Origin of the sequence: Selenomonas sp. oral taxon 892 str. F0426 (assembly GCF_000468035.1) — a bacterium.
In the GTDB taxonomy this organism is placed as follows: Bacteria; Bacillota; Negativicutes; order Selenomonadales; family Selenomonadaceae; genus Centipeda.
Genome location: NZ_KI260548.1, coordinates 1 through 15554, shown reverse-complemented (window position 1 = coordinate 15554; position 15554 = coordinate 1). Strand labels below are relative to the sequence as shown.

General features: G+C 58.1%; 15 protein-coding genes. 11 read left to right on the top strand and 4 right to left on the bottom strand.

Annotated features, from left to right (window positions below):
* Nucleotides 1–3: 3 nt before the first annotated feature.
* Nucleotides 4–1734 (bottom strand): DUF456 domain-containing protein, encoded by a 1731-nt coding sequence (locus HMPREF1992_RS10680; protein ID WP_037359728.1) that lies wholly within the window; start codon nucleotides 1732–1734, stop codon nucleotides 4–6.
* 136 nt (nucleotides 1735–1870) lie between these two features.
* On the opposite strand from HMPREF1992_RS10680, the gene HMPREF1992_RS11955 reads away from it, so the two are divergent.
* From HMPREF1992_RS11955 to HMPREF1992_RS10650, 6 genes are all read left to right on the top strand, one after another.
* On the top strand, nucleotides 1871–2902 hold the full coding sequence (locus tag HMPREF1992_RS11955; protein ID WP_051290518.1) for a CatB-related O-acetyltransferase: 1032 nt from the start codon (nucleotides 1871–1873) through the stop codon (nucleotides 2900–2902).
* A gap of 28 nt (nucleotides 2903–2930) precedes the next feature.
* A complete protein-coding gene (gene mnmE, locus HMPREF1992_RS10670) occupies nucleotides 2931–4307 on the top strand; it encodes a tRNA uridine-5-carboxymethylaminomethyl(34) synthesis GTPase MnmE (RefSeq protein WP_037359725.1) in 1377 nt (458 codons plus the stop codon).
* Between the two features lie 65 nt (nucleotides 4308–4372).
* Nucleotides 4373–5557 (top strand): iron-containing alcohol dehydrogenase, encoded by a 1185-nt coding sequence (locus tag HMPREF1992_RS10665; protein ID WP_021685921.1) that lies wholly within the window; start codon nucleotides 4373–4375, stop codon nucleotides 5555–5557.
* A gap of 164 nt (nucleotides 5558–5721) precedes the next feature.
* Complete coding sequence (locus HMPREF1992_RS10660; RefSeq protein WP_037359771.1) at nucleotides 5722–6714, top strand: HlyD family secretion protein; 993 nt, start codon at nucleotides 5722–5724, stop codon at nucleotides 6712–6714.
* Nucleotides 6704–7624 (top strand): ABC transporter ATP-binding protein, encoded by a 921-nt coding sequence (locus HMPREF1992_RS10655; protein WP_021685919.1) that lies wholly within the window; start codon nucleotides 6704–6706, stop codon nucleotides 7622–7624. The genes HMPREF1992_RS10660 and HMPREF1992_RS10655 overlap by 11 nt, the downstream gene beginning before the upstream one ends.
* On the top strand, nucleotides 7621–8733 hold the full coding sequence (locus HMPREF1992_RS10650) for an ABC transporter permease (RefSeq protein ID WP_021685918.1): 1113 nt from the start codon (nucleotides 7621–7623) through the stop codon (nucleotides 8731–8733). Before HMPREF1992_RS10655 ends, HMPREF1992_RS10650 begins: the two co-directional genes overlap by 4 nt.
* 52 nt (nucleotides 8734–8785) lie before the next feature.
* Here HMPREF1992_RS10650 and HMPREF1992_RS10645 read toward each other — a convergent pair whose 3' ends face one another.
* Complete coding sequence (locus HMPREF1992_RS10645) at nucleotides 8786–9826, bottom strand: low specificity L-threonine aldolase (RefSeq protein ID WP_037359718.1); 1041 nt, start codon at nucleotides 9824–9826, stop codon at nucleotides 8786–8788.
* A 101-nt stretch (nucleotides 9827–9927) separates the two neighbouring features.
* On the opposite strand from HMPREF1992_RS10645, the gene HMPREF1992_RS11865 reads away from it, so the two are divergent.
* The 3 genes from HMPREF1992_RS11865 to HMPREF1992_RS10635 all read left to right on the top strand — a co-directional run bounded on the left by HMPREF1992_RS11865 (nucleotide 9928) and on the right by HMPREF1992_RS10635 (nucleotide 11071).
* Nucleotides 9928–10053: a secretion protein HlyD gene (locus HMPREF1992_RS11865; protein WP_071782461.1), complete on the top strand. Its 126-nt coding sequence runs from the start codon at nucleotides 9928–9930 to the stop codon at nucleotides 10051–10053.
* Nucleotides 10054–10127: 74 nt separating this feature from the next.
* Nucleotides 10128–10535 carry a hypothetical protein gene (locus tag HMPREF1992_RS10640; RefSeq protein WP_021685916.1) on the top strand — a complete coding sequence of 136 codons (408 nt, stop codon included), beginning with the start codon at nucleotides 10128–10130 and terminating at the stop codon, nucleotides 10533–10535.
* A gap of 98 nt (nucleotides 10536–10633) precedes the next feature.
* Nucleotides 10634–11071: a hypothetical protein gene (locus HMPREF1992_RS10635; RefSeq protein WP_037359715.1), complete on the top strand. Its 438-nt coding sequence runs from the start codon at nucleotides 10634–10636 to the stop codon at nucleotides 11069–11071.
* A 121-nt stretch (nucleotides 11072–11192) separates the two neighbouring features.
* On the opposite strand, the gene HMPREF1992_RS10630 is transcribed toward HMPREF1992_RS10635, so the two are convergent.
* Nucleotides 11193–12620 (bottom strand): cytosine permease, encoded by a 1428-nt coding sequence (locus HMPREF1992_RS10630; RefSeq protein ID WP_231366994.1) that lies wholly within the window; start codon nucleotides 12618–12620, stop codon nucleotides 11193–11195.
* Nucleotides 12621–12883: 263 nt separating this feature from the next.
* Here HMPREF1992_RS10630 and HMPREF1992_RS10625 point away from each other — a divergent pair, with 263 nt between their 5' ends.
* Entirely contained in the window at nucleotides 12884–13534 is a 651-nt protein-coding gene (locus tag HMPREF1992_RS10625) for a GntR family transcriptional regulator (protein ID WP_021685913.1), read from the top strand.
* Nucleotides 13535–13659: 125 nt separating this feature from the next.
* A complete protein-coding gene (locus HMPREF1992_RS10620; RefSeq protein ID WP_021685912.1) occupies nucleotides 13660–14415 on the top strand; it encodes a creatininase family protein in 756 nt (251 codons plus the stop codon).
* A gap of 98 nt (nucleotides 14416–14513) precedes the next feature.
* Here HMPREF1992_RS10620 and HMPREF1992_RS10615 read toward each other — a convergent pair.
* A partial coding sequence (locus HMPREF1992_RS10615) for an autotransporter outer membrane beta-barrel domain-containing protein (RefSeq protein ID WP_231366992.1) occupies nucleotides 14514–15554 on the bottom strand: 1041 nt, incomplete at its 5' end.

Here is a 15554-nt window from a genome sequence, read left to right as displayed (position 1 = left end):
ATATTACTCCTGTATGCGTATTCTGCGGTCATGGTCAATGTCAATGCGGAACTGATCGGGATGCAGCGCCGTAAGGAAGTCAATGGTCTGCTGACTGCCGCTGTCGAGAGACTCATATTCCTCGCGGTAGTCCACGACCTCGGCCAAGATGCCGCGCAGGATCTCCGCACCCGATGTCCCCTGTTTCGCATACTGCTCCTCCAGCTCTGCGCGCTGCTCATCCAGTGCCCGCACGGCCTTGTGGTAACAGTAGTATAGGTATGCCCCGATGAGCGCGCCGATGATGAAGCCTGTCATGCCGCCGAAGTAAAGCCCGAGAAGTGCGGTGACGATCCCGCCCCACTGGCAGAGGCGATGCTCCGTGCTCAGCTGGAGCCTCGACAGTGCCTGCGTGCGCTCGAAGTCGTTCCACGCGGCAAAGCGCGTGATCAGCTCCTCCTCGTTCTCACCATCCGCTGTCTCCCCCTCAAAGGCTCCGATCTTAAATGGGATGATATTGGGAACGGCTGCACGGTTTTCCGCGATGTGGTCACGGTATGCCGAGAGGATCCAGTCCCGCGAAACGGCGAGCGCCATCTTCTGCGTCGTGACGCTCGCATGTGCCTCCGATGGGTTCATCGCGGCATCCGTGAGCAGCTGCATGAAGTCACGCCGCTCCTCGAATGCCTTTTCCTTGAGCTTCATCTCCTGTTTTGCACGGACTTCATCACCGCCCGCATCGACGACAAGCTGCTCGAGGGTCGCCGCCTCTCGCAGGGGCTGTTCCGCCGCGTCGAAGTCGGTCACGAGGCTCGTGAGGATGCGGTCAAGCTCCTGTACGAGGGTGCGCAGGGGCGGCTTCTGTTCGAATACTTTTTTAAGATGTTCGTGAAATTTTGCATGGAGTTCCGCCCCACCGAGCACGCGCTTGAGTTCATCGGAAATCGTGCTGTACTCTGCCAGATAGGGATAGTCATAGGCAGCAGGCTGCACCGGCTGCACCGGCTGCATCACGGTCAGCGCCTCTCTCCAGCGACGCTCCTGCTCCTCGACGAAGCCCGCCCGCTCCGAGAGACGGCGTGTCCACGTCTCGATCTGCCGATCGATCTGCCCCTCCGCATCGCGTCCGAGGAGGCCGCTCGCATAGGCGTCGACGATGAGGATTGCCTTGCGGTCAAGCGCTGTCTCGTCCTGCCGCATGAGGTAGTGCTGTATCCATCGCAGGGCGGAGGAGCTGCGTCCCGCACGGCGGCAGACGAGTGCGAAGAAGAGTGCCGTCTTTTCCTCGTCGCGGCGCAGGGCCTCCTTCAGCGCACGCTGTGCAATCTCCTCATGGTCGCTGATCCACGCGGAGAGCGCAACGAGCGCGGGAGCGAGCCAGTACTCCGGTGCACGCAGCATCAGCTCCTCCGACGCAGATCGGATCGTCTCCTGCCGCACGAGGGCAAGGTCATTGGCCTGCAATATGCCTTTCGTCGTGCGTCGAATGACGGCATAGTGTCCATATTTCTGCTCAAGTTCCTGATGCAGCTTCACAAGGCGCGTCTCCGCCAGCTGTGCACGTGTCGAGAGGCGATGCGTCTCCACAAAGTCATGGAAGTCTGCCGTCAGCTCGTCCAGATCTTCGCGCAGATCGTTGACGTTCCTGCCGACCGCCACGACATTCGAATTTGTCGTATCAATATAGTCGCCCAGTTCCCGCAGGCGGCTCGCGATGTGCGAGAGATCGGCCTGCGCAATCACACGATTACTCATACATTCCCTTTCTTTCTCTTTACGCATGATACGAGTTGATTATAGCACCAATCGACTTTTTCGAGAAGAAGGGAATCGTTCCATCGGCCGCGAATCTATCCTATCATAGGATTCGTGACGAAAGGGGATAATCATTTTGTTTCAGACCGTCAATATGGCAGACTTCTCAGCGTACACACGCAAGGTGCCATTCGAGGACTATCCCGAGATGGCGCTCATGACGCTTGGCGTACGGAGCTATCTTGTGAACGGCATCGCTCATTCATATACAACGGATGCACACGTCCTGATCGGCAATTACTGCTCCATCGCCCATATGGAGCATTTTTTCCTTGGCATGAACCACGACCACTATGCGATTACATCCTACCCTCTGGCATCCGTACTCGATTCGTCCGATGACAACAAGCATGCAGCCTACAACCGCCATCAGATCACCATAGGGAATGATGTTTGGATCGGCGGCGGCTCGATGGTCATGAGCGGCGTACACATCGGAAATGGAGCGGTGATCGGAGCAGGGTCTGTCATTGCAAAGGATGTCCCCCCGTATGCGATCGTTGTCGGCAATCCTGCACGCGTGATCAAGTACCGATTCGATGCCGAGACGATCACGCGCCTCCAGCGGATCAAGTGGTGGTACTGGATGCAGGAGGAAATTGAGCGATACATTCCGGAGTTCAATCATGATATGGCGGCATTCCTGGATCGCTTTGACCCCGGCGTACGGGAAGAAACGCCGGATGATACGACAGCACAAATTCATCAGCTGCGTGCGGATGGCTACGATGTCTCCTACTTCATCCCCGATTTTGAAATCGATCCCATGTACGCGGTCTGGCCCCGTGTGATTGACAGATTCCTTGCTGCCTATACAGCAGCGGACAGGGCGGCACTCATGCTCGCACTGCCCGAAGGCGAGGATACGGATGCCTATGCAAACGCCATTGCTTCACGCATGGCGGAACACGGAGATCGGGCTCCTCTCATCCTCTCACACAGCTGTCCGCGGAAAATGCCCTTCTCCATCTCGGCGCTCAAGGCATCGAGTACCTACATCACGACGCGGGAGCCGGTCTGCTCGTATGCAGTCGACTATGCGGCAGACGCAGATCTCACAATCCGCTATGGCCTCGATCGGGGCACGCTCCTCTTTCCGCAGATATGATCCACACTATAGTTGAGACAGGTGTATGATGACAGATGATACGATCAGCCAAATAGCGACACCGCATGGCACGGGCGGCATCGGCATCATCCGCGTGAGCGGTGCCGATGCGTTCCGCATTGCACGTGAGGTGTTTCGCCCAGTATACGGTGATCTCGCGGAGATAGTGCCCTACCGTGCACGCTACGGCCATGTCCATGCGGCAGACGGTACCGTAATTGACGAGGCGATCCTCCTCCCGATGCGTGCGCCGCACTCCTATACAGGCGAGGATGTGGTCGAGCTGCAGTGCCACGGCGGTACGGTCGTGCTGCGCGAGGTGCTCCTGCGGACGTGGGAGGCGGGAGCGCATCCCGCCGAACCAGGTGCCTTTACAAAGCGCGCTTTCCTGAACGGACGGCTCGATCTGGCACGCGCTGAGGGTGTAATGGAGCTCATTGCGGCTAAGAGCACACGCGCCGCACACGCGGCACGCGAGCGTATGGCGGGGGCACTGTCGACCGAGATCGCGGCGATCCGCATGCAGCTCCTCGGAGCGATTGCACGAATCGAGGCGGGAATCGACTTCCCCGAGGACGATCTGCCGGAGCTACAGAGCACCGCGCTCACGGAGGACATACGAGCTGCTGCCGCAGCCACCCAGCGCCTCATCGCAGGTGCCAATGCGGGACGCATCCTGCGCGAGGGCATCAAGACGGTCATTGTCGGTCGTCCGAATGTCGGAAAATCCAGTCTCCTCAATACCCTCCTCGGGATGGAGCGCGCTATCGTCACCGATGTACCGGGTACAACGCGGGATGTGATCGAGGAGGAGATCATCGTCGCGGGAATCCCCCTGCGCCTTCTCGATACGGCAGGGCTGCGCGCAGCAGAGGATGCCGTCGAGCAGATCGGTGTCGCCCGCACCGAGGAGCACCTCATGGATGCAGAGCTCGTGCTCGCCGTCTTTGACGGGGCAGCACCTCTTACGCAGGAGGATAGAGACCTGATCGAGCGTCTGCACAGGGTGACCGCGGATATCATCATCCTATGCAACAAGGAGGATCGCACCGCCGTCCTCGATGCCTCCGTCTTTGACGGGCTGAACGCACCCGTCCTCACGATCTCTGCAGCCCGAGGTACCGGACTCGATGCACTGCGTGAGACCATCGCTGCGTGCATCGCGGCGATGGAGGGCGATCTCGGTGATGGAGCACTGCCGAACAAGGAGCGCGAGACAGAGGCACTCCGCCGTGCCGCCGATCATCTCGCAGAGGCAGAAAAGGCCCTTGCTGCGGACATGGGAACGGATTTTGTCTCCATCGACCTGCGCGCCGCCTACGAGATCCTCGGCGAGATCCTCGGTGAGACCGTAGATACCGATCTCATCGACCGCATCTTCAGCGAGTTCTGCATCGGAAAGTAGGTATTTTCCGCATTTTCTGTTATAATAAAGATACTTCAATCAGCGGTCTATGGAGGAGGATCCCCATGCAAAGCTTTACCTATCACTGCCCCACCGAGATCATCTTCGGACGAGGCGCAGAGAATGCCGTTGCCGAGAAGCTGCGTGCGTTCGGAACGACCCGCGTCCTCATCCTTTACGGGGGCGGCAGTGCAGAGCGGTCAGGGCTGCTCTCGCGCGTCGAGAAGGACCTGACCTCGGCAGGCCTTGCGTTCCTCGTTATGGGCGGTATCCGGCCGAATCCGCGTGTCTCGTTCGTCCGCGAGGCGATCCGCGAGGGAATCGCGGCGGATGTAAACTTCGTCCTCGCCGTCGGCGGCGGCAGTGTCATCGACTCGGCAAAGGCCGTTGCACACGGCATCGCGAATCCGACCGTGGATATCTGGGATATCTGGACACGTAAGGTGGAGATCACAAAGACCATGCCGTTCGGCTCCATCCTCACCATCCCCGCAGCGGGCAGCGAGACAAGCGACTCGGCGGTGCTCACGAACGAGGATACCGGGCGCAAGCTCGGATTGAACACCCCGCTGAACCGTCCCGTATTTGCCTTTATGAACCCCGCACTTGCATTTACCCTGCCGCGCGAACAGATTGCAGCGGGCGCCTCAGACATCATGATGCACACGATGGAGCGCTACTTTACGAGTGTAAAGGAGACGAATCTCTTCACCGACCGCATGTCCGAGCAGCTCCTCCTCACCGTCATGGAGTCGGTCAAACGCCTCCTCGTCAGCCGCAAGGACTACGATGCGATGAGCGAGCTGATGTACTGCGGCAGCGTGTCGCACTGCGGACTCACGGAGCTGGGGCGCATGAAGGACTTCTCCGTGCACAAGCTCGGCCATGAGCTCTCCGCACGCTGCGATGCGACGCATGCCATGACGCTCACGGCGCTCTGGGGTTCGTGGGCGCGCTATGTCTATAAATATGATCCTGCGCGCTTTGCGCAGTTTGGCGCCGCCATCTTCGGCGTCGATGCGGGGACGGACGAGGAACGCGCACGCGCCTGTATCCGCCATATGGAGGAGTTCTTCACCGAGATCGGCATGCCGATCAGTCTCGGGGGACTCGACATCGGGCAGCTGTCAAAGGGAACGATCGAGGAGCTTGCATGTGCCGTGACGGCAAATGATACGATACAGATCGGCAATTTTCATCCGCTCTCGCGCGCGGATGTCATCGCGATCTACGATATGGCGAATCACTGAGCAAATCGAAAAGGGGCTGTTGCATGAAGTTTTCTAGCTTCGTGCAACAGCCCCTTTTTGTTTTCCGAATCAATCTCATCGCAGTCAACTTTTTCTGCTGCTCTGTCCGTGCTATACTTATGGAAACACTGATTATCGATTTCGCATGCAAAGGAGGAAGCCGCATGAATACGAAGATGATGCGTGTTGTTCTTCTGCTCCTCGCGATTGTCCTGCTCTCGGTATTCGCCTATCGCGCGTATGTAGAGCAGGAGGGACGCGCACAGCTCCTCACGGGTACCGTAGAGGCGACGCGCGTCGAGGTCAGCGCAAAGGAGAGCGGCTACATCGACGAGATCCTCGTGCGCGAGGGGATGGCGGTGCGGGCAGGCGATGTAGCGGCACGCATCGAACGGCGTGATCTCGCGGCGGCACGCCTGCGCGATGAGGCGGCGCTTGCCCATGCCCGGACGAATCTCGCGCGTACACAGAGCGGCAGCCGCACAGAGGAAGTTCGTGCAGCCGCGGAGCGTACCCGTGCCGCGCGTGCCGCTGCGGATCGTGCGGGCGCCGACTATGCACGCGGTATAGAGCTTCTCACGGCAGGAGCCATCGCACAGCAGGCGTTTGATGCCCTGCGTGAGGCGCGTGATACGGCGGATGCGAATCTGCACGCACGCGAGGAAGAGCAGCGGCTACTGGAGAACGGCAGCCGCCCCGAGGACATCCGAATGGCAGAGGAGGATGTGCGGCGGCAGCAGGCAATCCTCGCGATGGATGATTCCGTGATCGACGACCTCACTATACGCATACCGCGTGATGGTATTGTCCTGACAAAGAACTACGAGGCAGGCGAGTTTGTCCGTGCAGGTGCATCCGTTGCAACCCTCATCGATCCTTCCGATGTCTGGATCAAGATCTATGTGACGACCGATATGCTCGGGAGCATTCATCTCGGCGATTCGGCACGCGTCTACATCGACGGGCAGGCGGAGCCGCTGAACGGCATTATTGCGGAGATCAGCGACGCGGCGGAGTTCACGCTGCGCCAGAGCATTACGAAGAATGAGCGGGCGAACCTCGTCTTTGGCGTAAAGGTAGCCGTAGACAATGCGGCCGGCATCCTAAAGCCCGGCATGCCTGCCGATGTGGATCTGGGGGCGCGTCATGGAACGTGAGGCGCGTACGGGCGATGCGCCTGTGATCGTAACGCATGATCTCACGCGTGTCTTTGGTGACTACACCGCCGTCGATCATCTGAACCTCTCCGTGCCGCGCGGTGCGATCTACGGATTCATCGGATCGAACGGCTCGGGAAAGTCCACGGCAATCCGCATGATCTGCGGCCTCCTCCCGCCGACGAGCGGCACAGCGTTCGTGCTCGGCTGTGACACGGCGGCGCATCCGGAGCGCGCGCGCCAGTCGCTTGGCTATATGTCCCAGCGGTTCAGCCTCTACACGAATATGACGGTGCGCGAGAATATGATGTTCTACGGCGGGCTCTACGGCCTCCCGCGCACGGAGCGGCGCACACGCACGGAGGAAGTGCTCGTGCGCATGCAGCTCACGGAGAAAGCGGATGTGCTCGCGGGCGGTCTCTCGGGCGGGCAGAAACAGCGGCTCGCGCTCGGCTGCGCGATTCTCCACGGCCCCGCACTCCTCGTGCTCGACGAGCCGACGTCTGCCGTCGACCCTACGTCGCGGCGCCTGTTTTGGAATCTGCTCTCGGAGATGGCGGGCACGGAGCGGACAACGATCTTCGTTACGACACATTTTATGGATGAGGCGGAGCACTGCGATGAAATCGCCTTTTTGCAGCGCGGAAAGAAGATCGCCTCCGGCTCGCCGACGGCGCTGAAGGAGGAACTGCCTGCGCGTCTCTACGTCCTGCCGCAGGAGAGTGCGGAGGCGGGGACGGCGGCGCTGACGGCGGCAGGCGTGCCCTATGACGAGGTCTATGTGTTCGGTCGGCAGGTGCGTGCGCTTGTCTCTCGGGATGTGACGCTGCCATCGGAGTTGGGGGCACAGCCGTCTGCACTGACGATGGAGGATGTCTTTATCTACTATGACCGGCGGCAGAGGGGGTGAGCGGCTTGCGGATTCTGGCGCTTCTCGTCAAGGAACTCATTCAGATGCGGCGCGATCCCATGACCGTCGGTGTGACCTTTCTCCTGCCGGTCATCTATCTCATCGTGTTCGGCTTTGCCATCAGCACGGACGTGCGGCACCAGTCCACGGTCGTGTTCGATCAGTCGCGGAGCGAGGAGAGCCGCAATTTCCTCGCGGCGATGACGGCGAGCGGCTATTTTGACCTGCGCTACATCGCGTGGAGCTACGATGAGCTGAACGAGCGGATCGAACGCGGCGATGCAAAGATCGGCATTGTCTTTCCGCCCGATCTCGTGCGGGAGGCAAACGCGGGGCATACGGTGCCGATCCAGGCGATTGTCGATGCCTCGGACTCCATCTCCTCGACCTCTGCCATCGCCGCCCTGACGGGGCTTGGCATGCGGGTGCAGCCCGTCGCTGTGCGCGGGGCGCCCGCCGTATCGCCTGCCTATGACGTACGCATCCGCGCGTGGTACAACCCCGATGCCGTCACCGCCTACTACATGCTGCCCGCACTCATGGGCATCATCCTCTCGATCACGATGGTGCTCATGGTCTCCATGTCCATCGTGCGCGAGCGCGAGGCCGGCACACTCGAGCAGCTCCTTGTCACTCCACTGCATATATGGGAACTGCTCGTCGGCAAGATTCTGCCCTATATTATGCTTGGCTACATCCAGACGACGATCTGTATCCTCGTCGCGCTCGCCGTCTTCGGCGTGCCTCTGCGCGGGAGCGTGCTGCTCCTCTATGCGCTCACGACCCTCTTCCTCCTCGCCTCGCTTACGATGGGGCTCATGATCGCATCGCTTGCGCAGAATCAGCTGCAGGCGGGGCTCATGAGCATCGCGACCCTTCTGCCGGGGGTTCTCCTCTCGGGCTTCATGTTTCCGCGCGAGGCGATGCCCACATTCTTTCAATACCTCAGCCTTGCCATCCCCATGACGCACTACATCGAGATTCTGCGCATGATCTTCCTCAAGGGCGGGGGCATCACATCGCTCTACCAGCAGAGTGCCTTCCTCGCGCTCTTCACCTTCGTATTCTTCGGCACCGCCGTACGCAAATTCAAGCGGTCGGTTCTATGAAAAAACCCTTGGACGCGATGGTGGACTGCCCCGATGCAAGCGGATTTTTCCTTTACAGCAGCGCGATCAGCCGCTCTACGTCCTCCTCGCGCGTCGCCCAGCTGGTCGCGATGCGCATGACAGTCACGTCGTCCTGCTTTTCCCAGAAGCCCATACTGACGTGTGCCGAGAGGTGTGCGAGCTGCACCTCATCGAGTGCGAGAAAGATCTGGTTCGTCGGGTTGTCCACGGCGAGATGATAGCCCCTCTTTGTGAGTGCCGCGCGAATGCGATCTGCCATAGCGACGGCGTGTGCACCGCCGCGCTCGTAGAGTCCATCCGTAAAGAGGGTATCGAACTGGATGCCGAGTACGCGCCCCTTCGCGAGGAGCGCACCGTTCTGCTTGATGATGGTGAAGAAATGCGGCACTGTGTCCGGCCGCGGGAAGACGACCGCCTCGCCGAAGAGCGCACCGCACTTCGTTCCGCCGATGCAGAATGCATCCGTGAGGCGTGAGATGGCGGCGAGCGTCAGCTCATTCGCGGGACAGCCGAGCGCGCAGGCAAGCCGCGCGCCGTCGAGGAAGAGTGGGATGCGATTCGTGCGGCAGATCGCACTGATGACCTCAAGCTCGTCCATCGTATAGAGAGTGCCGTACTCGGTCGGATGGGAGAGATAGACCATGCCGGGGCGCACCATGTGATCGCGGTTCGCATCCTCATAGTAGGTGCGCAGATACGCCTCAATCGCCTCCGCCGTGAGTTTGCCGTCCTCATGCGGGAGCGCAAGCACCTTGTGACCGCCCGCCTCGATCGCACCCGCCTCATGTACGGTGATATGCCCCGTATCCGCGGCGATGACACCCTCGTAGGGGCGCAGCAGTGCCGAGATCACGATGCGGTTCGTCTGGGTGCCGCCAGAGAGGAAGTAAATCTCTGCGCGCGGACTGCGGCATGCCTTGCGTATCTTTTCCCGCGCCGTTTCGGAGTAGGTGTCCAGTCCATAGCCCGCCGTCTGCTCCATATTCGTCTCTGCGAACCGCCGCAGAATTTCTGCGTGCGCCCCCTCCATATAGTCGGAGGAAAAGGAAAGCAGTTCACTCATTGTCGTCATCTCCTTTTTCATGCGATTCTATATTATCGGAAAATCTATAGGGATTCAAGGAAAATCCTTAAGGAATCGCTGATAAAATGAAGTCCGTCAGATTGGCGTAAATTTTTCGTCCGAACAAGGAGACAAACCGGACGCATAGCAGGGGCTATGTGGAGGATTCTAGGGCACAGTGCGGGCAAAAAAGATGCGCTAAGATGGCGCGGCTGAATTTATCAGTGCTTCCTTAAACAAGGAAGGATTTTTCCGATAGTAAAGGTAAGGACAGCAATATCATGCAGGAAGCACGAAGGGAGGGAAAGACATGGAACTCGAGAAAATCTTTGGCAGCCGCAGCGTTGTACCGACATCATCTGCGCGGCGCGCAAGCTCCGTCAAGGAGGATACGTCCGATGCCTTTGCGCGGATCCTGCAGAACTTCAAGGAGATGAAGGCGGCAGAAGCGCGCGACTGGGCGGAGAAGGTGGGCGACACCGTCATCACGCGTGTGCTCGCAGACGGATCGGTCATCACGCAGATCTACGAGGGAACGAAGCTCGTCTCCCAGATCGTGACGCGCGGCTCGCACCCCGAGAGAGGAAAGGCAATCATCTCCGAAACGATGGAGAAGATGAAGCTGCAGGCACGCGAGCAGACTGCGGATCCGCTGCTCATGTCGAAGGCGGCGCAGAGCTCTGCTGCGACGGCGGCACTCGTCAGTACGATGCTGTAACAAGTTCAAACAGCAAAAAGACCTCTCACATTGTGGATCGTGCGGGAGGTCTTTGTTGTAGTCTCTCTCATGATGCAGGCATCAGAAGAGGTATGTGGATGGAAGAAATTATTTGGGTCATGGTGCTCCTGTCAGCCGGCATCGTTGTGGGCGTTTTGACGCTGCGGTTTCTCGCGCGTTCTCGAGCGGCACATGCGTTTTATGATGTGATGCGCATCGAGGGTAGCTGTCTGATTACGTTTTACCACGGACTGTGCGGCACTGCAGAGGAGCACTATGCGCTTGATGAGATTCGCGTCGTGCGTTTTTTCTGCCGATCGACCAAAGGGAACCTCACGTTTATGGGGGAGATGCAGATCGTGAAGAAGGATGGGCAGAAGAGCCGCCGCTATGTTTATGATGGGAGCACGTACGTTAAAAAGAGGATCTGGCGTACCTCCCGTGCTCTGCTGCTGCGCACGACCGAGCAGATTGCAGAGGAACTCGCCCTCCATGGGATTCGCTCCGAGGTGGATCCGCTGATGTACCGCGAATAAAAGTGGACTGCTCCCTAGATCGAGGACAAGCAAGAAAATCCCTCCTGCTGCAGACTAAGAGCTGCAGCAGGAGGGATTTGACATGCCTGGGAAGCACACGAAAATAGAAATATGGTTTTGTTTAACTATTGATTTGCGTTAGGATGCGCTTATCTGCAGCGGCATCGGGCAGCATCCGATAGAGGACAATATAGACGATGAAGGAGATAATCATCGCAAAGACACCGGACGGGAACTCACCGGGCAGTGTTATGCCATACGAGCAGTAGAGAGCAATCGCGGCACCGACAGCGAAGGACAGCAGGCCTGCCCAGCGGATGGCGGGCTGATAGGGCAGTGCTGCCGCATTGTACTTCCGATGACGCCCGGATACGAAGTAATCCGCCAGAATTGGAGATGCAATGGGCGGGCCCATGATGCCGAGTACGTTGATGAAGTCCGCGAAGAAGAGCTGATAGAATGCAAGGCTCCCGAGAATCGATCCGAGGACGCCGACGACAATGACAACGTGCCTACGGCTTACATCGAATCCGTACGACCGAAGCACCGGCCCTGTATAGAGTGCATTGCAGTAGAGCTCGCCATTGTCTGTTGTCCAGAGCGCGGATGTCCATACAATGACGCCAAGAATTGCTACTGGAATGCTGACCTGCAGCATATACATCACATAGTTAAAGTCGCCTGTCTGAACGGCGCCAATATAGCCGACGACGTTCAGAATCGGATTGGTGAAGATAAAGCACGCTGCTGCGCACCACCAAACGGCACTGATGTTTTTGTTGAAACGGAAGAGATCTGCGCCCATGATGGCCCCTGCAATCCAGCTGCCGACGACCGCCGTAATCGCGGTGCCCATGCTCATGCCGCTGAGCATGCTGGCCTTGCTGAGGAATGGAGACAGCCCGCCTGCCTGCGAGATATAGACGAAGCCCATGACGATGGCGACGATCATAATGAACGGTGCAAAGATATTGGCGACCTTCTCGATCGCCCCCATTCCACGGACAGCCGTATAAGTAAATATGAGACCCCAAACGAATGTAGAGAGGAACTCCTCCAGTGTAATCGCTGCAACCCCGTGGAAACCGTGGGCACTCGGGTCAAAAACGACCACGCCGGACGGATTCCCGATCCATGCGCCCCAAATCTGTCCGATCATGCCCGCGATGCTTGCGAACCAACCGAGTGTCATCAGCGACATCATGGCGAGCGGCAGGGTAGAACCGCGTTCACCATAGCTGAAGCGGCAGAGCAGGGACAGGTTGTATCCGGTCTTTTGTGAGGCGATCCCGATAAAGGAGGTCAGGAAAAACAGAAATCCCATCCCAAGCGCAACGGAAAGGAATGCTGTGAGCGGAGGCAGTCCTGCACCGCCCTGTCCTCCAATCTGTCCGCCGACAACAAGACCTGTTACAACGTAGCCGAAGCCAATCCAGACCATGATCTGATCTTTGGTCGAATGCCGTTTCTCCATCGGAACGGGTTCAGACATGAACTCCTGATCGTCCGGAACATTGTGAGGGGCATTCTCCTTTACAGAGTTGTCCATCATTGTACCTCCTTATCCTATTTTTCTAAGAGATCCTGTGCGACCAGCATCTCGTGAATATACGAAAAATACCTTAGCAGTATATTTTTCATAAAATTTATGATACGTAAAAATCATATGGATGTCAATAAGGAAACGTCGTGTCGTTTTAAAAGTTTGTTAAATATACGAGAGATATTTTATACTTGCAAGTCGATGACAATCAAGGTATACTGAAACACAAAAGGATACGATTATTCTGAATGCAAGTGAGAAGGTGTGATATGGCTATGGAAGCTGAACGAGCAGGGAAATGCTCTATTACATCGACTGTTTTGGACGCACTGCGCAAGGAGATCTGTGCCAGTGCATATGCGGATGGGCATTTCATCACAGAGTCCGAAGTTTCGCAGAAGTATCAGGTCAGCAAAACCCCTGCGAGAGAGGCGCTTACCATTCTTTGCGAGGAAAAGCTTCTGTGCAAAATTCCACGCAAGGGGTACATGGTAAAGAAGCTGTCACACAAAGAGCTTTGCAAACTCTATCAATTTCGAAATATCTTGGAACGCGCATCGGTGGAATATGCTGTCCGATACGCCGACGAGGAGGAGCTTCGGCACCTCGATGTGCTGGCAGGTGCTCAGGTTGATACGTCGCATCCGGAGTGGATTCAGGAATACCACAGAGTGAACAGTGCGTTTCATATCGGGCTTGCCGCACTGACGCGCAACAATTATCTCATCGATGCCCTTCGCGGCGTATTGAACATCCTGCAGAGAGATCTGATTGAGGATATGAAATACATCGGCGTCGAAAAGACGCTGGGAGAGCACAAGTGCATCGTGGATGCGATCCGAAGGCGCGATCTTGCAGGGGCGCTCGCCATTGCCTCACAGCAAATCAATATCATCGAGCGCAAAGAGCATATGTCCTGACCTGCATATATACAGAGGCTCCCTGATGAGGCAGGAAATGCTCTCGTTACGGCATAGGATAAGCGGCGGCATTTGCGTGTGGATCACCGTGCCGCCTGCATGATAAACACAAAGGAGGAATTGTCATGTTGAATGAGTTGTGGAAAATGACAGCCCATCAGGTAAAAGAGGGGAATTTTAAAAAGGCCGTGCTTGCTGTCGGCGCCTGTGAAGCACATGGCCAGCATTTGGCTGAAGGGTGCGATACGATCGTTTCCTATAAGCTGGGGAAGGCGATCGCGGACGAGCTTGGCGATATGCTCGTACTGCCGCCGATCCCGGTCGGATACAGCGGCCATTACGATTCCTTCCCCTTTACGCTGACCCTGCAGTACGATACGGTGACGCAGGTGATCTATGATATTGTCGAGTCGGTGCTCCGCAACGGCATCGATACGATCATGATCATCAACGGACATGACGGCAACATCGCACCGATTGAGGTAGCCTCGCGCAAGATCAAGGAGAAGTATCCCCATGCGCGCATTGCCGCGCTTGACCAGTGGTGGGTCACGGCGGGCGAGCTTCTGCCCAAAGGGACCTTTGAGGTCTGGAACGGCCTCGGCCATGCGGGCGAGGGCGAGACCTCCATTGCCTACTATCTCTTCCCCGAGTGGTGTGAGCCGGAGCAGGCAACCTGCCGTGTACCGAAGAATCTGCCGGATCTTATGGGGATTAAGTGGGACTTCTCCGAGCTTACCAACACAGCGCAGACCGGCGATGCGACGAAGGGAACGGCAGAGAAGGGCGAGAAGATGTTCAAAATTCTGCTCGAGTACTGCACAAAGACAATGAGAGCGCTGGATGCGGCAGACTGGAACTTTGAGGCAGACCGTAAATAGCAGAGATTCGTTTGGATTTGCGCTGAACGCATTGCAGAGAAAAACCTCCGAAGACAGTACATGTACCGTCTTCGGAGGTTTTGTTATGCATGAGTTGATCAGAATCTCCAGTCAAACCCTGCCTTGAATGTTACGCCGCGCTGTTTGCCGGCCCAGCCCTCGACGCTGAGGTCGGCGGTGGCGTTTTTGCTGAGGTTCGCGCGGTAGCCCAGCTCAAGGCTGCCCGAGAGTCCCTTGAGCGAGGGGCTGGCCGTGTCGTAGGAGAAGCCGCCCGTGTGGTAGGTCGCGCCCGCATCGCCCTTGAATTCGTACTGAAGTGAGGTGCCGAGGATGAGCGCACCGCTCCCCTGCGGGATCGTCCAGCGTGCACCCGTGCGCACGCGGTGGCTGTCGACGGCGTGGAAGTCATAGCGGTCGCCGGTCGAGAGGGTTGCACTCGCGCCGTTCTGATGCGTATAGAAGTAGCGCAGATAGAGCTCGCGCTCCGTTCCGCTTGCCGCCGTTGTCGTATGTCCAAGACCAAGATGCGCGCCGATGTAGTTCGCATCCGTATCGTAGGAGGCGCGGCGTGTGATCCCGCCGACGGGAAGGTCTGCCTCATAGTCCGTGCTCATGCGGCCAAGGCGCAGGCTGCCCTCGTAGAAGACGCCGCCCTTCTGTTCCTGCTTGAGGAAAAGACCGCCGCCGACGTAGTGGGTATTCCCCTCGCCGTGCGTGCCGTTATCAAGGTAGGAGTCGTAGCTGCCGCGCCCGTACTCGACGATGGGGCCGAAGAGGATGCGGTCATCGCCGCGCATGACCTCACGTGAGAAGCCGACGGCAAGATTCATGCCTCTGACATTCACATGAGAGCCGGTCTCGTGGCGCAGGCTCGATCCGCCTACGGCAGCAAAGGGGGCGAATCCGCTCGCTCCTGAAGCCTCTGCCGAGGCGCTCGTCATGCCGCCGCCCGCGATGAGGTCGCCGCTCGCGCCGAGGAACGCCGCCGTCCCTGTCATAGTCTCGGCAAGGGACTTCGTGTCCTCATGCAGGACGAAGCCGTTATTGCCCGGATTGGGTGTCGGCGTCGGTGTTGGTGTCGGCGTCGGCGTCGGTGTTGGTGTCGGCGTTGGTGTCGGCGTTGGTGTCGGTGTCGGTGT